Here is a 20,762-nt window from a genome sequence, read left to right as displayed (position 1 = left end):
TCCTGTTCATCTTGAATCATCCTGTTAATCCTGTCTCAATTTGATCGTTCGGACCCGGAAGGAGCGCGATATGTCCGGCTTCGATCCGGGTCAGCTTGCGGCAAGGCTTGCCGCCTTTGCTTCTGCCCCACGCTGCTGGATCGCCTTCAGCGGCGGTCTCGATTCGAGCGTGCTCCTGTCCGCTGCGGCAGCCATCCGCACGCAGCTCCCCGGTGCGCTGCATGCCGTCCATATCGATCACGGTCTGCACCCGGATTCCGGCCTCTGGGCCGCGCGCTGTGCGTCGCGTTGCGAGGCGCTCGCGATCCCGCTCCTCATCCGTCGTCTAAACCTGCAACCGCCGCCCGGTGCAAGCATCGAGGCCGTCGCCCGTGCGGCGCGCTATCGGGCCTTCGTCGATCTGCTGGGGCCGGGCGATCTGCTGCTGACCGCCCACAACCGGGACGATCAGGCCGAAACCCTGCTGCTGGCGCTGCTGCGCGGGAGCGGCGTGCAGGGTCTGGCGGCGATGCCCTTCGCCGCACCGCTGGGAGCGGGTCATCTGCTGCGTCCCCTGCTCGATGTCACGCGCGATGCGCTGGCGGTCTATGCCCGCGCTCAGGGACTCGACTGGAGCGAAGACCCCAGCAACGGCGAAACGGCACTGGATCGCAACTATCTGCGTCATCGTATCCTGCCGCTGCTGCGCGAACGCTGGCCGGCGGTCTCGACCGTCCTCGCGCGCAGCGCCAGCCATTGCGCCGAAGCAGCGGAACTGAGCGAACGTCTGGCCGCCGAGACGCTGGCCGGTCTGCGCGGCGAACGTCCCGGAACGCTCGACATCCCCGCCCTGTCGCGCCTTGATCGCGCACTCCAGAAAGCGGCGCTGCGGCTCTGGATCAGACAGGCCGGATTCGCCGCGCCGGATGCCCGGCACCTCGACCGCATTCTGGATGAAGTCCTGCCCGCACGCGCGGACGCCAACCCGCTGGTTGCCTGGGCAGGCTGCGAGGTGCGGCGTTATCGCGACGCGCTGTTCGTCCTCGCACCGTTACCCTGTCCACCGTCGCCCGCGACCGAGATCCAGTGGTCGGTCGGCGACGCGATCGCGACGCTTGAATTGCCACACGGGCTGGGCCGTCTGGTCTGGCATCCGGCAGTCGATGGGAAGAGCGAACCGAAAAGGCTCGTGGTGCGTTTCGGCCAGACCGGGTTGAGCTGCCGCACCAGCGCCGCCGGTCATGCGCGTCCGCTGAAAAAGCTGTTTCAGGAGGCCGGCATCCCCGTCTGGCTGAGGCCCTATGTGCCCTTGATCTTCGCGGACGAATCGCTGCTCGCCGTTGGCGGGATCTGTCTGTGTCGGGGGCAGGAGACGGCCGCCGCACCACAGGGAACATGGAGCTGGCAGGGTCATCCATGGGGGATCTTCGTTAGCGTTGCCGCGCCCCGTTTTCTTCCTGAAACGCAGCGGTTTTAACGTGCCGTTCATGTCGGGTTACGCCCTTTGAGCTAACCTGACCGACCAGACTGATGTGATATGACTCCGGAAGAATTCATCACGACCTGGAAAAAACCTTACTCATAAAACACACCTGCAATGCAAAATGGTCAATCAAAACAACACACTAGGTATCAACAATGGAAGCGATCCGTCAGATTCAAACCGTCGAAAATGGCACCGTTCACATCCAATTGCCCGAGCTTTTTTGGGGACGAGAGGTCGAAATTATCGTCCTGCCCGCGCCGCAAAGCATTCAACCGGTCAAGAGCAGTCACAGCTTGCGTGGTTGCCTGAAACAGTATGCCCAGCCTGATTTGATCGCCCAGGAACCAGACGCCTGGCCGGTGACAGCGAGCGAAAAACATGAGCCTCGTTGATGCCAATATCGTGTTGCGCTATGTTCTGGACGACCACGCGGAACTCTCGCCCAAGGCCGCCGAGATCCTTGAACGACAGACGGTGACATTGCCGATGGAAGCGGCGTGCGAAGTGATCTATGTTCTGCAAAAAGTGTATGCAGTCGAGCGGCAAGACATTCAGCAACAGCTCAGTCGTTTGCTGGATGAGAAACTTGTGAGCCTGGACAAACCCGCAATCTTTCTCAAGGCGCTTGAATGCTACAGCACCAGCACCCTCGACTTTGTAGATACCTTGCTGTGGGCCTATCACGTAATCGAAGGGCAAGAGGTCTTCACATTCGACCGCAAACTGCATCAGCATATTCGACGCACTGGCGAACAGATAGCGTAACGCACGCCGTGCGCTTCTTTTGAAGTCTCGTCAAGGTCGGTTAAGCCGCCCGCCCCAGCCATTCGAGACGCCAGCCGGACGACTGATCCGGCAGCGTCCCGCTCGCCAGCGTCGCAGCCAGTCGCGGCAATAGCTGAGTCAATCGATCCTCAAACTGCCAGGGCGGATTGATCAGCGCCATGCCGGAACCGTGCATGCCGAAATCGTCCGACTGCGGACGCACCGTCAGTTCAGCCAGCAGCAGTTCCGGGACCGTCTTGAGCAGCCGTTGCAGCAGACGCCCGGCGCGGTCGCGCACGCCCAGACGCGGATACCAGATGGCATAGACCCCGTTCGGCCAGCGCGCCAGGGCGGTGGCGAGCATCTCGGCGACCCGGCTGTAATCGGTCTTGATCTCATAGGGCGGGTCGATCAGGACCAGTCCGCGCGGCGGTTTAGGTGGCAGGAGCGCGGGCAGACCCTCGAAGCCGTCGCGCCGATGGATGTGCGTTCGCGCATCGCCGCCCAGCGCCTGACGCAGACGTTGCGCCTCAGTCTGATGCAGCTCCATCAGGATCAGGCGGTCATCCGCGCGCAGTGCGTGCCGTGCAAGCTCGGGTGAGCCCGGATAGCACGCACATCCGCCTGCGGGATTCAGCGCGGTAATGGCGTCGAAATAGGTCGCCAGTTCGGGAAATGTCTCCCGCTGCGCCCACAGACGTTCGATCCCCTCTGCTGCCTCGCCGGTTTGGCTGGCCTGATCCGCGCGCAGATCGTAGATGCCTGCACCGGCGTGGGTGTCCAGATACGCCAGCGGCTTGGGCTTGATGAGAAGTTCATCCAGCAGCAGGGTCAGGACCGCGTGCTTGAAGACATCGGCATGATTGCCGGCATGAAAGCCGTGGAGATAACTCAGCATCTAAACTGCGTCCAGTGTGAAACTCATTGCTCTGTGGTTTGTATCGATCATGTGGCCATCGCGCACACTGGCGGGACGCGGTTTAGATTTCTTTTAAATTCAAGATTTAAACTGCGCCAGCTACAGCGTCTATTGGTAGCGGAGAGGGCAAAAACCGTGCACCAGCCTTGCATGCGGCACTGGGCGCCGTTTAACGGTAGCCGAAGCGCAGGCCGGAGATGGCAATAAACACCTCGCGCAGGAAAAACAGGAGCGCGACGATGAAGGCCAGCATCGCCGCCACGAACAGCATGGCGACCAGCACGGCGGCATCGAAGGTCAGGAAAGCGCCCAGAAAGAGGATGGCGATCACCGCTGACACCAGCAGCGCGGTCAGGGTGCAGAGACCGATCGAAGCACTGATCAGCCTGGCCCGACGCGACAGCCTGACGAGCTCTTCCGCAGCTTTTTCCTGGCTGGTGGAATCGTTGGTCTTCGGACCTTCCAATACCCTGGCGCGGTCAACGATGCGGGCCAGACGGCTGGTCATGACCCCCAGCATGGCGCCGATGCCAGTCAGTAGAAACACTGGCGCGACCGAGAGTTGAATGACATGGGCAATGGTGGTGATGGGCGATTCGGGGGTCATGGTTTGATCAAGGGCGCTCGGCATGGCTGGCAATGGGCGGTTATGCTGGCATGATCTCGGTCATCCGGCAAAGGTTGATAGACCGACCACACCGTCGGCAACCTCTTTGCGCGAAGCTCCGCTTCGCGAATCCGAGGATGCGCGCTCAGATCGATCCCGGCGAGGGCTCGAAGCAGCGGTCTCGTGAAGCAGAGCTTCATCGCTGAGGTCACGAAGCTGGCGCTTCGTGACCAGAGAATCCACAAACATCGTCTATCGCTCTGGGCGCGATTTAACATGACTGAACCAACTCACAACACCGTCGGCAACCTCTTTGCAAACCTGCCTGCGCTTGAAACGGGCGAATGCTTCGAGGATCTGCTGCGCTGGCGCAATCTCCAGATCGAGCGCATCCTCAGCAGCGACCGGCCCGATCCGACGCTCTATGACCAGCCCCAGGACGAGTGGATCTGTCTGCTCCAGGGCGAGGCGCGGCTGTGGATCGGGGGTGAAGAGATTCTGCTCAGGGCGGGCGATTACCGCCTGATCCCTGCGCACACGCCGCATCGGGTGATGCAGACATCGCGTCAGCCTCCCTGTCTCTGGCTGGCCGTCCATTTGCACCCCGACTGAAAACCCTGTTCATCCGCTCCATTCAAAGGCAGAATCGAGTTAAACCGCGCCCACTGCGGTATGTGATGTTTGGGGATTGGGTCAGCCTTGGCGGAATTGATGAAGGCTGGAGCTGGCGCGGTTTAAGATATTCAATAATATGAAATTTTAAACTGCGTCTACACTGATCCTGTGAATCGGGCCACACCCCCAGTACCTCATGTCTCTACACCTGCCCATGTTCCGTGCCACCCGCCTGATCGATGTCTGTTTCCTGACCGCCATGCTGCTGTTTGCGATCACGGCCATTGCGCTTACTCCTGCGGCGGGCGCAGCCGTCGCCGCCGCACCCGACAACCGCGCCTGTCTGCGCTGCCATGCGATGGCGACGCTCGCCTATCGGGACCGACAGACCGGAGACATCGTCGATCTCGCGGTCAATCCGGGACAGTTCGCCACTTCGGTTCATGGTGAGATGGCCTGCACCGAGTGCCATCGGCGCGCTTATCGCCGCTATCCGCATCCAGCCGGCGAGCGACCCGAATCCTTGAGCTGTGTCGGCTGTCATGAGGATGACGACCCTGACGCCGCGACCTATCACTTCCAGGCGATTGAGGCCGAATACGATCAGAGCGTGCATGTCGCCCCTGGCGCAAAGGGCGCCGGGCGTTTCAGTTGTCATACCTGTCATGACCCGCATGCCTTCGCGGTCTCGCGTCCGGGCAAGCCGATGGTCGAGGTCGTTCAGGATGGCAATGCCATCTGTCTGACCTGTCACGGCAAGGTCGTGGATGCGTTGCGCGACAGTCATGTCTGGCTGCCGAAACGCGAGATGCACTGGGCGGCAGTGCGCTGTCTCGACTGCCATACGCCAGCACCGGAAACGCCAGATGGCCGGCTGTCGCACCGCATCCTGAGCGCCGCAGACAGCGCCCGTCACTGCATCACCTGCCATGCCAGAGATTCGGATCTGCTGACGCGGCTCCAGCAGTATCGGCCCGAGGCGGATCAGGCGCCGCGCGGACTGCTGGCGCGAGCGCTGTTCAATGAGTCCTATGTGGTCGGCATGAGCCGCAATCCGGCGCTCGATGCACTGAGTCTCGGCATCCTGGTGCTCACCCTGCTGGCGCTCATCGCACATGGCATGGGCCGCTATCTCACCTATCGCCGGAGGGCCAGGTGATTTCCAGAAAACAATCTACCCACGGAGAGGTCGTCAATGGACAGGATTCACAGGATTTTTCAAGATTGACAGGATGTAAAACAGTCACTTTGGACATCCTGTCAATCCTGTCGAAAAACATGCCCAACAGGGGACTACCAAGAACACAATGTCTTGTCTCCTGTAAATCCTGGGAAATCCTGTTCATCCTGTCCATTTGGAGCCTTGACTCTGGTAGAAACCTTCCCGGAAAACACCCAAAACCATGACCGCACTCTATCTCTATCCACGCTGGCTGCGCCTCTGGCACTGGCTCAATGCGGCGCTCTTCCTCGCACTCATCGTCTCGGGCGTGAGCATGCACTATGCCGGAACCGTCTGGCTGCTCGACTTCGAGACGGCGGTGCCGCTGCACAACGCAGCCGGCATCCTGCTGACGCTCGGCTGGATCGGCTTCGTCATCGGCAATCTCCGCACCGCCAATGGCCGTCACTATCGGGTGCGCTGGTCGGGTCTGACCGGACGGACGCTGGCGCAGGCACACTATTATCTCAGCGGCATCTTCCGCGATGCGCCCCACCCCTTCCGGGTCACGGCGGACGCGAAGTTCAATCCGCTTCAGCAACTCAGCTATCTGGGCGCCATGTATCTGCTGATGCCGCTGCTCATCCTCAGCGGCTGGTCCTTTCTCTTTTCGGTCGAATTGCCCGAGACGCTGTTCGGGGTCGGCGCGGTGTGGATCGTCGCCCTGCTCCATGTGCTGACCAGCTATCTGCTGGCGCTCTTCCTGCTGGTCCATCTCTACATCATCACCACCGGCGAGACGCTGCTGACCAATCTGCGCGCCATGCTCACCGGCTGGCACCGGGAGCGGGGTGACGACGCATGACGACACCGACCCCGAGCGTTTCATTCATCAGGACGCGGCGACCAGTCATCATCGGTCTCGGCTTGCTGCTGACCCTGGTCCTGATCGCCCAGGTCGTCTATCCCTTCCTGTTCAAGCGCTATGTCGGCGAGGTCAGCGCCACCCTGACCTACCCCAACAGTCAGACGCTGACTCAGGCCGAATTCGAGTCACTGGCGCGCGATCTGAGCGAAGCGGCCCGTCAGCGCGCCGCTGCCGCGACCGTGCGCACCGATCAGGATGACTTTGCGCGTCAGATCAAGATCGCGATGCTGATGGAGACGCCCTCTTTCGTGCGCGGGCATGAACCCACGCATATCAAATATTTTCGCGACGCTGGCATCCGCCGTTACGACGGCCCCCAAACCTGTCTTCAGTGTCATGCGACCATCCGCGTCACCCATGGCGACGGGCGCGTGTCGCGGGTCGATACGCTCGACGACCTCGTCAACTCGGTTCATTTCAAGTTCCAGAGCGATGACGCCGGCTTTTCGACCTTTGGCTACGATGGACGACAGGTCAACGCGAGCGGTCAGCGGCGCATCCCGCTTGGCAAGATCAACCGCGCCTGCGGCATCCCCGGCAGCTTCACCTGGACCGGCTGGGCGGCGCTGATCGAGAGCCGGCCCGAAGCGGCCCACGGCGAACCCGTGACCCGTAGCGAGGGCTGCGGTCAGTGCCACATCGGCGGCAACTATTATCCGGCGACCGAAAAGATGATGCCGGTCGGCGACGTGCCGGACGCCGCCAAAGCCGGCATCGACTGTCTGATCTGTCACGCCGCCGAATACGACATGAATCAGCGGTATGTGCTCCGCGATGCCGTGGGTCTGCGCTGGAATCAGGACCGCAGTCTGCGCGCCGCGCTCAGTGTCGGGCGGGTCACGAACCGGAACTGTCTGAACTGTCATCAGCACAATCTGGGCGGGGATGTCTATCTGCACAATGTCGCCGCGCAGTCGCCCGGCGAGCACAACCCGCGTCTGCTGCACGCGGGCGCCAAACGCGGCACCCCCTTCAGCCCGGCCGACGATGTTCACGCTGCGGCCAATATCCAGTGCACCGACTGCCATGTGCCCGAGGGTCACAAGATCCCGCGCGGACGCTTCGGTGTCGATCTGGTCGCCAACGACCTGCCGGGCAAGGATGTCGCCTGCGAGACCTGCCACTCCAAAGCGCCGCACAACCAATCCGAGCACAAGGCGCTGCTCAACGGACACATCGCCCGCATCGCCTGCGAGACCTGCCATATCCGTGAATTGCAGCCGAATAACGTCGTGCTGCGTGACTGGGTGCATCCGACCTGGAATCCGGAGGAAGGCGTCTTCGAGCCCACCGACATCTACCGCTCGGGCGAGCCCGGCAAGGGCTTCACCTTCCTCTGGTTCAACGGCAACGGCACCTTTCTCGCCAACGCGCTCGGCAGCAATCCCAATGGCAGGAGCGACTACGATCCGCTGATGCGCCAACTGGTGCGGATCGAGGACCCGGAGATCGTCGCCGCCGTCCGTGCCAGGGCGGTCGAACTCCAGCGCACCTATCCCGAGATCGATGTGGACGACTATGTCCGGGCCGCGACCGATCCGCTGTCGCAGCTTGCGCCTGAACTGCTCGAACGCCGCCGCGCCATGATCCGCGACAACCTGCGTGCCGCCATGGACGCAGGCGAGAGCCGGATCTATCCCTTCAAGCTCTTCAACGCCATGATGTACGAGGACATGGGCAATCAGGGTCCATTCGGTGCCATGATCCTGCCCTTCGATTACACCCGTTATTACGAGACCGGCGACAGCCATGCCTCGGTGATCCAGGCGCTCAAGGATCCCATCCTGGTACGCATGTATCAGCCACCCTTCAAGCGTTACATGATGGACGAGTTCATGTCCTATTTCGGCGTCAGCGGCGGCTGGCGGGCCGAATACCCGCTGGTCGATGGTCGGTTGCGCCAGGTCGAACCGCGCTGGATGCGCCAGATGGGCACACTCATGCTCAACCACGGCATCCAGCGCGCCGGGCGCGCGTGCCGCGACTGTCATGCACCGGACGGCATCCTGGATTACCGGGCACTGGGCTATGATGAAGCGCGCGCGGCTGAATTGACCGATCTGGACTGGCTTGAGTCCGCCCAAGATGTCGTCAATGGACAGGATTAGCAGGATGACTCAGGATTTAAAAACAGTCATTTAGAAATCCTGTCCATCCTGGAAAATCCTGTTAATCCTGTCTATTCCGCCAATCACTCTGGACGCCGTTTAATGAGCCTCATCCAGCCCAACCAGATCCCGTTCGACGACCCGCAACTGACCGCGATCCGGGCCGATCTGGTCACCGCACTGCGTGGCTTTCTGCCCGAAGACGCGGTGCTGGAGCGCACCGAGGAGGTCCAGCCCTATGAATGCGACGGGCTCTCGGCCTATCGGCGTCTGCCGCTGCTGGTGGTGCTGCCGCGCACGGTGAACGAGGTACAGCGCATTCTGCGTCTCTGTCATGAACGCCGGGTGCCTGTGGTGGCGCGTGGTGCGGGGACCGGCCTATCAGGCGGCGCGCTGCCCCTGAACGAAGGCATCCTGCTGAGTCTGGCGCGCTTCAACCGCATTCTGGAACTGGATCCGCTGGCCCGGATCGCCCGCGTCCAGCCGGGGGTGCGCAATCTGGCGATCACCGAAGCCGCCCTCCCCCACGGACTCTATTACGCGCCCGATCCGTCGAGCCAGATCGCCTGCACCATCGGCGGCAATGTGGCCGAAAACTCGGGCGGGGTGCACTGTCTCAAGTACGGGCTGACGGTCCATAACGTGCTGGCACTGACCTTCGTGAGCCCCGAAGGCGAGCTGATCGAACTCGGCTCGGCGGCGCTGGATTCAGCGGGTTATGACCTGCTGGCGCTCTTCATCGGCTCCGAGGGCATGCTCGGCGTGGTGGTGGAAGTGACGGTCAAACTGCTGCCGATCCCCGAACGCGCCCAGGCGCTGCTGGCGGCCTATGCGGATGTCGAGCAGGCGGGACGGGCGGTCGGCGCGATCATCGCGGCGGGCATCATCCCGGCCGGACTGGAGATGATGGACGGCCCGGCGATCCAGGCAGCGGAGGATTTCGTGCATGCCGGCTATCCGACCGACGCCGCCGCGCTGCTCATCTGTGAGCTGGACGGCACCAATCAGGAGGTCTCGGAACAGGTGATGCAGGTACGCAACCTCTTGCTGGCGAGCGGCGCAACCGAGGTCCGCACCTCGCAGAACGACGCCGAGCGGCTGCGTTTCTGGCAGGGTCGTAAATCGGCCTTCCCGGCGGTCGGGCGCATCTCGCCCGATTATTACTGCATGGACGGCACCATCCCGCGCCGCGCCCTGCCTGAAGTCCTGCGCCGCACCGCCGAGCTGTCGGAAGAATATGGCCTCCGGGTCGCCAATGTCTTCCATGCTGGCGACGGCAACCTGCATCCGCTGATCCTCTTCGATTCCAACCAGCCCGACGAGCTGGAGCGCACCGAGGAACTGGGCGGACGCATCCTTGAACTCTGCGTCGCGGTCGGCGGCACCATCACCGGCGAGCACGGCGTGGGCATCGAGAAGATCAACCAGATGTGCGTCCAGTTCACGCCCGATGAACTCCGGCAGTTTCATGCAGTGAAGGCGGCCTTCGATCCGCTCGGTTTGCTCAATCCGGGCAAGGGCATCCCGACGCCCCGACGCTGCTCGGAGTATCGGCAGTTGCCGACAGCAGGCTCGAAATCCTGAAAATAGACAGGATTAACAGGATTTCCAAAGATGGACAGGATTTTTCAAATCTTTGTTTTTAATCTTTTTAATCTTGAAAAATCCTGTTAATCCTGTCCATTCCCCCGTTCGCAAGCAGGCTCGACATGAACAGCCCTGATCGTCTCATCAACCCCGAGGCCGCGACCGACGACCAGGCGCTGGATCGCGCCATCCGTCCGCGCAAGCTCGCCGACTATGTGGGTCAGCCGGCGGTGCGCGAACAGATGGAGATCTTCATCGGCGCGGCGCGGGCACGCAAGGAGGCGCTGGATCATGTGCTGATCTTTGGCCCGCCCGGACTCGGCAAGACCACGCTCTCGCATATCATCGCCCATGAGATGCAGGTCAATCTGCGCCAGACCTCCGGCCCCGTGCTGGAGAAACCGGGCGATCTGGCGGCGCTGCTGACCAATCTGGACGCGGGCGACGTGCTTTTCGTCGATGAGATTCATCGTCTGAGCGCGGTCGTCGAAGAGGTGCTCTATCCGGCGATGGAGGACTATCAGCTCGACATCATGATCGGCGAAGGACCGGCGGCGCGCTCCATCAAGCTCGATCTGCCGCCCTTCACCCTGGTCGGGGCGACCACGCGCGCCGGTCTGCTGACCTCGCCCTTGCGCGACCGTTTCGGCATCGTGCAGCGGCTCGAATATTACTCGGCTGAAGACCTGACCAGCATCGTCAAACGCTCGGCCCAGATCCTCGGCATCGAGACCGATCCCGAGGGCGCCGCCGAAATCGCCCGGCGCGCGCGCGGCACGCCACGCATTGCCAACCGCCTGCTGCGACGGGTGCGCGATTATGCCCAGGTGCGTGCCGACGGACGCATCAGCGCCGAGGTCGCCGACCGGGCGCTGACCATGCTGAAAGTGGACGCGCAGGGCTTCGATCACATGGACCGGCGTCTGCTGGAGGCGGTCATCGAGAAATTCGACGGCGGGCCGGTGGGGGTGGAGAGTCTGGCCGCCGCCATCGGCGAGGAGCGCGGCACCATTGAGGACGTGCTGGAGCCCTATCTGATCCAGCAGGGCTATCTGATGCGCACCCCGCGCGGACGCATGGCGACTCAATCGGCCTATCTGCATTTCGGACTGGCGGCGCCGAAGACGCTTCAGACCGAAAAGACGCCCGATCTCTTCGATGGGAATCCGGTTTGAACGGGCGTCATACAGACCTGGTCGGGCGATGTTATATTCCGGTCCTGACTCAACAACCACTAAAGGTGGCAACATGCGTTTAACGACAACTCTTCTGACATCCTTATTACTTGGATCAACCGTCACCTGCGCGCACGCAGCATTGATCGGGCCAGCCGCCGATTATAATGTCTTTGTTTTCGGCAACTTCACCAGCTCAAACAGCGATACCGAAGGCAATCTGGCGGCGGGCGGTGATGTGAGCCTGCAAAGCTATTCCGTTGCATCAACAATTTCCGGCTCTTCCGCCCGACTGGTGGCTGGCGGCAATGTGACCGCCACGAATGGCGGGGTCGGCGATGGTCAAAACGGCACGATTTACACTGGCGGCAGCGCGAACTTAACCAGCTTTACAGCAAGAGGCGGTGTTTTGCCGCAGACGCTGGTGGATTTCTCCGCTGCGCAAAGCCAATATCAAAATCTGTCAACCAGTTTGGGGGCATTGGCCGCCAACGGTTCAACCAGTGTCTATTCCGGCAGTCTCAACCTGAATGGCACCAATACCGATTTGAATGTTTTCTCCATCAACGGCGATGATCTGACCGGCACCAACACCGTCAATATCAACGCCACTGCGGGCTCGACCGTTTTGATCAACGTCACCGGTTCCGGACAGATCTTCCAAAATGGCCAGGTGTCTTTGACAGGCGTCGATGCGACGCATGTTATTTATAATTTCAGCGACGCTACCGCATTGAATCTGGCTGGATCCAAAGATCCATTTGGCACCGTCTTAGCCCCCTTCGCCGATGTGACAGGCGGTTACGGTCAATTCAATGGTCAGTTGATTGCTCAATCGTTTAGCGGCAACATTGAGTTCCACAATGCCGCATTCGCCGGAAACCTGCCAGCCATCGTCCCCATACCGGCAGCCGTTTGGTTATTCGGCTCGGCATTGGGATTGCTTGGCTTCATGGCAGGAAAAAGGCGTTTTTAAAGCATCGATACCGGGTTCGCGCCGATCGATGAGCCGCTCAGGTTCAGCAGGCAGATACCCGCCAGACCGATGAGCGAATCCAACCCCATGCCGGACACGCTGACACGCCAGATCGCCCAGGCGCTGGAGCGCGGTCTGCCCCGGATCGAGGCCAGCGAACAGCCCCAGCATCTGGAAGGACTGCCCGGCACCATCGTCGATGATGTGTTGCAGGAGCGAAAAGAACTCTATCGCGCCATCTTCAATCTCGTCAGGGATGGGGTCGCGATCTTCGACCCGGAAGTCGGCATCATCGAAGTGAATGCGCGTTTCGCGGAGATGCTGGGTTACACACCGCAAGAAATGCTCGGCATGCAGCCCTGGGACATCAATGCGGAGATGAACGAGGCCGACATCCGCGCCGTCTTTCCCGATCCCGTGACGACCAACACAACCCTGGAGACGCGCAACCGGCGCAAAGACGGATCCATGTACGATGTCGAGGTGAGCATCCGGGGCGCACGCATCGACGGGCGTCCCATCATTGTCTGTATCGACCGCGACATCAGCGAACGCAAGGCCCAACAACGCACGCTTGAAGAGCGTGAGGCACTGCTGGCGGCCATCTTCGATCAGGCCGGCGTCGGCATCGATCTGATCGACGTGGAAACGCTGCGTTTCGTCCAGTTCAACCGGACCTCACACACCCTGCTTGGCTACAGCGCGGACGAGTTCTCGCATCTGCGGCTGCCGGATATTCATGCGCTACCCGCTGCGGTCTTCGAGCCACGCTTCCAGCAGAAACTGGTCGAACTGAGGAAATGCGGCACCCTCACCCTGGAACTCAGACCCCGACGGCGGGATGGCAGCCTGATCGATAGCCTGGTGACCCTGCGTCTGCTCAATCTTCAGGGGCGAGAGCATATCCTCGCCGTCTGGAACGACATCACCCAGCAGAAGACCATCGAGCGAGAGCTTGCCCGCCGCGATGCAATCCTGACGGCTGTGGCGAATCTGTCGCTGCTCTTTCTCAAATGCAGCCAATGGACCGAGGCGATGGATGAGGCGCTTGGACAGCTTGGCGCGGCGGCACGGGTCAGCCGTGCCTATCTGTTCGAGAGCCATATCGATGACGATGGCCGGCCTCAATGCAGCCTGAGGTTCGAGTGGTGTGCCAAGGAAGCGGAGCCGCAGATCGCGAATGTCCGCGAGCAGGGCTTCGATTGGCAAGCCCACGGACTGCTCCATTGGTATGGCGCCCTGAGTCGCGGCGAGCCCGTCGTCGCCAGACAAACGACCTGTTCGGCAGCCGAGCGAAGATTGCTTGAGTCCCTGGGTATTCGTTCCGCTCTCATCGTTCCCCTGTTTGCCAATGGCGAGTTTCTCGGCTTCCTTGGACTCGACGACTGCGCAGAGGAGCGCGACTGGTCGCTCGCCGAGATCGCCGCGCTGCGCTCGGCGGCCGGCGTCATCGGCGCGGCGGCGGAGAAGGCGGAAGTCCAGCGCCAGCTCATGGAGCGCGAGCGACGCTATACCCTCGCCACCGACGCCGGAAAGGTGGGCGTCTGGGAATGGGATCTGCGAACGGGCCAGGTACAGCTCTTCACCCACTCGGTCCTGCACAGGAGTCTGGGTTACGACACCGCAGAAACCACGATGAACATCGATCAATGGATTGACCGCATGCATCCCGATGACCGCGTGATCGCGCAGGCGATCAGACGCAGGGTAGAGGCGGACGACCTTGCCGAATTCGATGAAGTCCTGCGTGTGATGTCTCTGTACGGGGGCGACAGAAGCCTGGCCTTCCGGGGAAGCCTGATGCGTGATCGCCAGGGCAGACCGGTCAAGGTCTTTGGCACCGCCATCGATCTGACCGAACGGCGTCAGATGGAGGACAATCTGCGGCGGGCCAATGAAGAATGGTCGAAGACCTTCGACACCGTACCGGACGCCATCGTGATCATGGATAACGAAGGCCGGATCATCAAAACCAATCGCGCTTACACCGAGAGCCTTGGCGTATGGAGCGACGATCTTCTGTATCGACTGCACCTCAAGGCATACGACGACATCTGGCCCCGGCATGACCGCTCGGAGTGTCCCCAGGATGACCGGGTCTATGTGACCGAAATCGATGGCGGGCCTTTGAGCGGCTTCTTTCGCATCACCTCGTCGAGGTTGTATGACGACCGGGGCGATCCGCGCGGCAGCATCCATGTGATTCACGACATCAGTGACCGGCACTGGGCCGAGCAGGCCCGCCTGACTCGCCTTCAGGAGCAGAAAGATGTGCTGATCCGGGAGGTTCACCACCGGATCAAGAACCACCTGCAGGGACTCCTGGGTCTGCTGTCGCAGAACCGGGGGCAGGCGGGAAACGGCGGCGACCTCATCGACAAGGCCATGAACCAGGTGAAATCCATCGCCGCCGTCTATGGACTGCAAAGCCGTGAAGCGGGCTCCGACGTGTGTCTGCTGGAGATACTCGAAGCCATCGTGTGCAATGCCAGGGCATTGGGCTCGGTTCCGGTGCGGCTGTCCATCCAGGATCGTGCCGACACGGACCTCTTCATCGCACGCGAAAAGGCCGTCACACTTGCGCTTGTCATCAACGAGCTGCTGCAAAATGCGCTTAAATGGCGCACGCTTGGAGCGAGCGGCGAATCCGTGCAGGTCACATACCGGGAAGAGACGGACTCGATCCAGGTGACGATGACCAATCCCGGTGTGCTCCCGCGTGGATTCGATTTCGCGACGGGATACGGGCTTGGCACCGGATTGGGGCTGGTGCGCGACATGCTCCCGCGCCAGGGCGCGACCCTCGGCATCGCGCAAACCGACGGCCACGTGACCGCTAACCTGACCGTGCAGCCGCCGCTGCTGGTGGTCAGAACGCGAGCAACCGCCATCAACCGATGCGGAGAACAAGACGATGAAGACAGCAACGCTCCTGCTGGTGGACGATGACGAGGTCGTCCTGGCGACCTTCGGACGGGGACTGCGGGATGCCGGCTTCACGGTGCAACTGGCCGGCTCCGGGGCCGAGGCGCTGACCACAGCGCGGACGACTCCGCCCGATCTGGCGATTCTGGACCTGCGGATGCCCGGCCTGTCGGGCATCGAGACGGCGGCGCTGATACGCGAGGTCGGCATCCCGGTCATTTTTCTGTCCGCCTACGACGACCAGGAATCCGTGGCTGAAGCCGTGCGTCAGGGTGCGCTCGGGTATCTGATCAAGCCCATCGACGTCACCCGTGCGCTTCCCACCATCAGGACCGCACTGGAACGGGCGCGGGACATTCAGGATCTGTCGGAGCAGAAGGATCGCCTGACCCAGGCGGTCGGCACCGGTCGCGTGGTCAACGTCGCGATCGGCATTCTCATGGAGCGACACCGCATCGACCACCAGGAGGCGTTCGCGGCAATCCGGGAGCGCTCACGCCGAGAGCGCCGCAAGGTGCGCGAGGTCGCATCCGAGATCCTGGATGCCTGGTCTCTCATCAATGGACTGGGTTCACGCGAGATGTGCGGGAACCTCAATGCGGCGTCCGCCACGACAGCCACCCTGCTCACCGGAAACAAGCCAGGTACGCCATCCTGACCGCTTGCCACCCGCCGGTTTTACGTTGACAATTCGTCTACTCCCAACATCATCAATGCCGCTAAACCGCACCCGGTGCGGTATGCAATGTGTTTGGTTTGAATCGGCCCTGGCAGCATCGGCGATCGTATGAGCTGGCGCGTTTTGGGAGACAAAGCGGACGCACAAATAAGAAAACGGGAAATCCTATGCATCAGCCAGTTTTCGCGGATGACGACCTCATCACCTTTGCCGAGGATGATGTTGAGGATCGACCAATGGCTGCCGAGCCGTGGCATATCCTGATCGTCGATGATGAGGCGGACGTCCACGAGGCCACCGAGATGGCGCTGCGCCACCTGTCCGTCGAGGGGAAGCAGCTGCGGCTCTCTCACGCACACTCGGCGCAGGAGGCCTACGCGATTCTCGCCAGCCAGCCCGACGTCGCCGTCGTCCTGCTCGACGTGGTGATGGAGTCGGACGACGCCGGTCTGCGACTGGTCAGGCGCATTCGCGATGAGCTTGGCAATGACGAGGTCCGCATCGTCCTGCACACCGGCCAGCCCGGCTACGCGCCAGAGATCGAGACCATCCGCGCCTACGACATCAACGATTACAAGACCAAATCCGCGCTGACCCGGACACGTCTCTTTACCACCCTCGCCGTGGCGATCCGCTCCTACCGGCAGATTCATCATTTGAAAATGACCCGTCAGGGGCTCGATCTGGTTGTTTCCGCCAGCGGCGATTGCAGCAATATGTGCGCCTTGCAACGCTATGCGGAGTGGGTCATCTCGCAACTGTCGGCGATCCTGGGAATCGCACCCGATGGCCTGGTCTGCGCCGCCGCGAACCGCAGCAGCGAACCGACCCGCATCATCGGCGCCATCGGGCGCTATCGCGAGCTGATCCGGCGTCCGCTGGACGATCTGCCCGATGCCGGTTTGCGCGCGCTCATGCAGCAGTGCCTCGACCGTCATGAGCATGTGTTTGCGAGCGGCGCCTGCTTCCACTTCGGTGTCGGGGAGACCGACGGCATCGCCGCCTTCGTCAACATTTCCAGGCCCCCGGGCCGGGTCGATCACCATCTGCTCCGGGCCTTCTGCGCCAATGTCGCGGTCGGCTTCGAGAACATTCTGCTACAGCAGCGCCTGTATGCTTTCGCCTATCGCGATTCCCTGCTGGGCCTGCCGAATCGCAATGGCTTCCTTCAGATCATCGCCGAGCGCGTCAACGGACGGGGCAGCCGGCTCGCCCTGATCGATCTGGACGATTTTGCCGAGATCAACAGCGTGCTCGACTATCATTTCGGCGATCTGGTGCTGCGCGCCGTGGCTGACCGGCTGGAGGACACCTTTGGGCCACCTGCCTTCCTGGCGCGTCTCGGCAGCGATACCTTCGCCGTGCTTGGTCCGTCGGTGACGCTGACCGAGGACAGCATTGAGCAGGCATTCTCCATGCCCTTCGCGGTGCAGAATGAAATGATCCGCCTCTCGGCAACCGCCAGCCTGATCGATCTCAGCGATGGCTCGCAGGCGGGAGCGGAGGTGCTGAAGGATGCGAGCATCGCCCTGAAGCAGGCCAAGGTTCTCAATCGGGGTCGCGCGACCTGTTTCTCCGCCAGCCTGAGCGCGGCGGCGCGCGAACGGATCCACATGCTGACGGACCTGCGCGCTGCCTTTTCCGCCGAACATCTTTACCTCGCCTACCAGCCACAGGTCGATCTGATCAGCGGCCGGGCGCTGGGGGCGGAAGCCCTGCTGCGCTGGGAGACGGAAGACGGGCGCTCGATCCCACCGGATCAGTTTATTCCCCTGGCCGAACAGTCCGGTCTGATGATCCCCATCGGCGAATGGGTCCTGCGCACGGCATGCCGCCAGCTCAAGCGTCTGATCGATCTGGGCCATCCCGGTTTCCGAATGGCGATCAATGTCTCACACACCCAGTTTCGTGAGCCGGGGTTCGTTCCCATGCTTGAACGCACGCTTGAGCACTGCCAGGTGAATGTGCAGTTGATCGAGCTGGAACTGACCGAATCGGTTGCGATCGGCCACCTTGATGCGACCCGCGCCAAGATCGCAGAGATTCGCCGCATGGGCATCTCCGTGGCCCTGGATGACTTCGGCACCGGCTATTCCTCTCTGAGCATCCTCAAGCAACTGGAGATCGACCGGCTCAAGATCGACCGCGGCTTCATCAAAGAGATCGATGAACACGGCGACCACAGCGGTATCGCGGGTCTGGTCATTGCCCTGGGACGTCAGCTCAATCTGATCACCCTTGCCGAGGGCGTGGAAAGCGAGGAACAGCGACGACACCTCATCCAGCTTGGCTGCCAGGAAGGCCAGGGCTTTCTCTTCGCTCGTCCAATGCCCGCAGGCCAATTGGAGACCTGGCTGGCCGGGCAGAACAGATGATCAAGTATTCCAGCAGACAGGACGCCGCATGCCGGATACCGGGATTGCATCCCGGAGACAGTCAGGTGCGCCAGGGCGATCCGGAGACCTGGCGCCTGCTCATCGTCGACGATGAAAACGATGTGCACGACGCGACCGTGCTGGCCCTGCGCGGTCTGCTGATCGAAGGCCGCCCGCTGCACTGTCTGCACGCCTACTCGGCCCACGAGGCCTACGACATCCTGGCGGTCGAGCGAGACGTCGCTGTCGTTCTGCTGGATGTCGTCATGGAGTCCGGGGACGCCGGGCTGTGTCTGGTCAAACGAATCCGTGAAGAGCTTCTGGACAGGGTCATTCGCATCATTCTGCGGACGGGACAGGCTGGAATGGTGCCTCAGATCGAGACCACCCGCGTCTACGACATCAACGACTACAAGACCAAATCGGAACTGACGCGGTCGGGGCTCTTCACCTGTCTGTCTGTCGCCATCCGCTCCTACCGGCAAATTCGCGAGCTGGAAGACGCCAGAAACGACCTGGAGGAGCAGAAGCAGGAGCTGTGTCGCTCGCGCGGCATGCTGCGCACCCTGGCGGCGCATCAGGAAAGAGTGCGCGAAGACGAGCGGACCCACATCGCACGCGAGCTGCATGACGAGATGGGCCAGTATCTGACGGCGCTGCGCATGGAGGCAAGTCTGCTGGCAATGCACGTTCCGGAGCCGGACGCCGAGGTGTCACAGCGTCTGCGTACCATGCGCGAGCTGATCGATCATGTTATCGGAGACACGCGCCGGATGGTCGCGCGCCTGCGCCCCGGCGTTTTGGATCTGGGTCTGATCTCGGCGGCGACATGGCTTGCCGAGGACTTTCAGTCGCGAACCGGGACGCCCTGCCTTCTGGATGCGCCGTCCGAGGATGAGCTGGAAATGGACGGGGAGCTGGCGACCACCCTGTTCCGCATCCTCCAGGAGTCCCTCACGAATGTCTCGCGTCACGCACGCGCCACGCGGGTCGATATTCGAATTGCCCGGCTGGACGATCAACTGCGGATGGAGGTCTGCGATGATGGTCAGGGATTCGACCCCGTGCAGGTGCGCAGCAAAAAGACCTTTGGACTCATGGGCATCCGCGAGCGCGTCTTCATCTATGGCGGCAGTGCGCATATCGACAGCCATCCCGGAAGCGGCACACGCCTGCGGATCGCCCTGCCACTGAATCACCGGAGCCAGCGCCATGACCCGCATCCTGATTGCTGACGATCATGCCGTGGTGCGTCAGGGGATTCGCCAGATACTCGCCCTCGGTGCGGATCTCATTGTCGCGGGCGAGGCCACCGACGGCGCGGATGTCATCGAGCGTTTGCGCACCGAACGCTTCGATCTCCTGCTGACCGACATGAGCATGCCGGGTCTCAGCGGAGTCAACCTCGTCAAACGGGTGAAGGATCTCTGGCCCGATCTGCCGGTGCTGGTGCTGAGCATGCACAGCGAGACGGAGACGGCGGCACGGGTGCTCAAGGCCGGCGCGAACGGCTATGTCACCAAAGATTGCGAGCCCGCCGTCCTGCTGGATGCCGTGCGCAGGGTCGCGGGCGGCGGACACGCCATCTCCCCGATGCTGGCGGAAAAACTGGTGTTCGAGGGCAGGGACGCGACCAACGCGCCGCCCTGTCAGCGACTCTCGGATCGCGAGTACGAGATCTTTCTCCATCTGGTCAGGGGTGAACGTCTCAACGAGATTGCGGAAATCCTGCATCTCTCGCCCAAAACCGTGAGCACGCATAAGATGCGGATCATGCAGAAGCTGGAAGTCAGATCCGCCGCCGAACTGGTGCGCCATGCCATGGAGCACGGACTGCTCTCCTGATAATCCCGCGCGCACTGTCAGGTAAATCTGACAGCAAATTCAGCCTGTCCTGACAGGAACCTTCAGACTCCCCCGATATTCCCGCCAATACGCAGCGCATAACCTGTCGCACATGAAATCCATGCTGCGGGTTTGGTATGCGAATCCTGATCATCGATGACAGTCCGCTCGTCTGGAGACGGGTGTTCGACATGCTGCACGACATGTCTTTCATCTCACTCCTGTTCTACGCGCGCACCCTGGCGGAGGCCCGGTACTGTCTGGCGGGCTGCGTACCCGATCTTGTCATCCTGGACACTGCCCTGCCCGACGGCAACGGCCTGGATCTGCTGCGTCACCCGCACATAGCCAGACCGGAAACAAGGGTGGCGCTTTTCACGAACAGCACGGACCTGAAAGGCAAGGGGCTGGCGCTCGAAGCCGATTGGTTTTTCGACAAATCACTCGATTACTCGCAACTGCTCAATCTGATCAAGGACCGCGCCTATTGGCTTAAACCGGGTCCGGAGTAACAAGGCTGAGTTGCGAGTTCCGACATCACATTCTTCTGACCCGGAGGTTGAGATGAGCAAGACGGTCATGATCGTGGACGACTCGGCGAGCGTGCGCCAGGTGGTCGCGATCGCCCTCA

18 protein-coding genes are annotated in these 20,762 nt (G+C 61.7%); 16 read left to right on the top strand and 2 right to left on the bottom strand.

The features are described from left to right. Positions 1 to 70 precede the first annotated feature (70 nt). The 3 genes from tilS to EDC35_RS13260 all read left to right on the top strand — a co-directional run bounded on the left by tilS (position 71) and on the right by EDC35_RS13260 (position 2,230). Positions 71 to 1,456, top strand: coding sequence for a tRNA lysidine(34) synthetase TilS (gene tilS / locus EDC35_RS13270; RefSeq protein ID WP_132977748.1), 1,386 nt, complete (start codon positions 71 to 73; stop codon positions 1,454 to 1,456). A 161-nt stretch (positions 1,457 to 1,617) separates the two neighbouring features. Continuing rightward, positions 1,618 to 1,857, top strand: coding sequence for a hypothetical protein (locus tag EDC35_RS13265; protein ID WP_132977747.1), 240 nt, complete (start codon positions 1,618 to 1,620; stop codon positions 1,855 to 1,857). Beyond that, complete coding sequence (locus EDC35_RS13260; protein WP_132977746.1) at positions 1,844 to 2,230, top strand: PIN domain-containing protein; 387 nt, start codon at positions 1,844 to 1,846, stop codon at positions 2,228 to 2,230. Before EDC35_RS13265 ends, EDC35_RS13260 begins: the two co-directional genes overlap by 14 nt. A 40-nt stretch (positions 2,231 to 2,270) precedes the next feature. On the opposite strand, the gene EDC35_RS13255 is transcribed toward EDC35_RS13260, so the two are convergent. Then, positions 2,271 to 3,128: a 23S rRNA (adenine(2030)-N(6))-methyltransferase RlmJ gene (locus EDC35_RS13255; RefSeq protein ID WP_132977745.1), complete on the bottom strand. Its 858-nt coding sequence runs from the start codon at positions 3,126 to 3,128 to the stop codon at positions 2,271 to 2,273. A 190-nt stretch (positions 3,129 to 3,318) separates the two neighbouring features. Continuing rightward, positions 3,319 to 3,756 (bottom strand): DUF2721 domain-containing protein, encoded by a 438-nt coding sequence (locus EDC35_RS13250; protein WP_132977744.1) that lies wholly within the window; start codon positions 3,754 to 3,756, stop codon positions 3,319 to 3,321. Between the two features lie 276 nt (positions 3,757 to 4,032). Here EDC35_RS13250 and EDC35_RS13245 point away from each other — a divergent pair, with 276 nt between their 5' ends. The 13 genes from EDC35_RS13245 to EDC35_RS13185 all read left to right on the top strand — a co-directional run bounded on the left by EDC35_RS13245 (position 4,033) and on the right by EDC35_RS13185 (position 20,643). Beyond that, positions 4,033 to 4,368, top strand: a complete 336-nt coding sequence (locus EDC35_RS13245; RefSeq protein ID WP_132977743.1) for a cupin domain-containing protein — start codon at positions 4,033 to 4,035, stop codon at positions 4,366 to 4,368. A 199-nt stretch (positions 4,369 to 4,567) separates the two neighbouring features. After that, positions 4,568 to 5,530: a cytochrome c3 family protein gene (locus tag EDC35_RS13240; RefSeq protein ID WP_243651660.1), complete on the top strand. Its 963-nt coding sequence runs from the start codon at positions 4,568 to 4,570 to the stop codon at positions 5,528 to 5,530. Between the two features lie 244 nt (positions 5,531 to 5,774). After that, positions 5,775 to 6,398, top strand: a complete 624-nt coding sequence (locus EDC35_RS13235; RefSeq protein WP_132977742.1) for a cytochrome b/b6 domain-containing protein — start codon at positions 5,775 to 5,777, stop codon at positions 6,396 to 6,398. After that, positions 6,395 to 8,569 (top strand): nitrite reductase, encoded by a 2,175-nt coding sequence (locus EDC35_RS13230; RefSeq protein WP_132977741.1) that lies wholly within the window; start codon positions 6,395 to 6,397, stop codon positions 8,567 to 8,569. The genes EDC35_RS13235 and EDC35_RS13230 overlap by 4 nt, the downstream gene beginning before the upstream one ends. A 102-nt stretch (positions 8,570 to 8,671) precedes the next feature. Beyond that, positions 8,672 to 10,153, top strand: a complete 1,482-nt coding sequence (locus tag EDC35_RS13225) for an FAD-linked oxidase C-terminal domain-containing protein (protein ID WP_132977740.1) — start codon at positions 8,672 to 8,674, stop codon at positions 10,151 to 10,153. Positions 10,154 to 10,278: 125 nt separating this feature from the next. Further along, positions 10,279 to 11,331, top strand: coding sequence for a Holliday junction branch migration DNA helicase RuvB (gene ruvB / locus EDC35_RS13220; protein ID WP_132977739.1), 1,053 nt, complete (start codon positions 10,279 to 10,281; stop codon positions 11,329 to 11,331). A 73-nt stretch (positions 11,332 to 11,404) separates the two neighbouring features. After that, positions 11,405 to 12,307, top strand: coding sequence for a choice-of-anchor A family protein (locus tag EDC35_RS13215; protein WP_165903434.1), 903 nt, complete (start codon positions 11,405 to 11,407; stop codon positions 12,305 to 12,307). Between the two features lie 69 nt (positions 12,308 to 12,376). Then, positions 12,377 to 15,256, top strand: a complete 2,880-nt coding sequence (locus tag EDC35_RS13210) for a PAS domain S-box protein (RefSeq protein ID WP_132977737.1) — start codon at positions 12,377 to 12,379, stop codon at positions 15,254 to 15,256. Further along, the gene (locus EDC35_RS13205) at positions 15,222 to 15,890 is read left to right on the top strand and encodes an ANTAR domain-containing response regulator (RefSeq protein WP_132977736.1); all 669 of its coding nucleotides are present in this window, start codon (positions 15,222 to 15,224) and stop codon (positions 15,888 to 15,890) included. Before EDC35_RS13210 ends, EDC35_RS13205 begins: the two co-directional genes overlap by 35 nt. Positions 15,891 to 16,078: 188 nt before the next feature. After that, a complete protein-coding gene (locus tag EDC35_RS13200; protein ID WP_132977735.1) occupies positions 16,079 to 18,286 on the top strand; it encodes a two-component system response regulator in 2,208 nt (735 codons plus the stop codon). 44 nt (positions 18,287 to 18,330) lie between these two features. Further along, positions 18,331 to 19,521, top strand: coding sequence for a sensor histidine kinase (locus tag EDC35_RS13195; RefSeq protein WP_132977734.1), 1,191 nt, complete (start codon positions 18,331 to 18,333; stop codon positions 19,519 to 19,521). Continuing rightward, positions 19,499 to 20,131: a response regulator gene (locus EDC35_RS13190; RefSeq protein WP_132977733.1), complete on the top strand. Its 633-nt coding sequence runs from the start codon at positions 19,499 to 19,501 to the stop codon at positions 20,129 to 20,131. The genes EDC35_RS13195 and EDC35_RS13190 overlap by 23 nt, the downstream gene beginning before the upstream one ends. A gap of 137 nt (positions 20,132 to 20,268) precedes the next feature. Beyond that, a complete protein-coding gene (locus tag EDC35_RS13185) occupies positions 20,269 to 20,643 on the top strand; it encodes a response regulator (protein ID WP_132977732.1) in 375 nt (124 codons plus the stop codon). Positions 20,644 to 20,762: the final 119 nt, after the last annotated feature.

Source organism: Thiobaca trueperi, from assembly GCF_004342175.1.
Taxonomy (GTDB): Bacteria; Pseudomonadota; Gammaproteobacteria; order Chromatiales; family Chromatiaceae; genus Thiobaca; species Thiobaca trueperi.
This window is presented reverse-complemented; position numbering and strand designations above follow the sequence as displayed.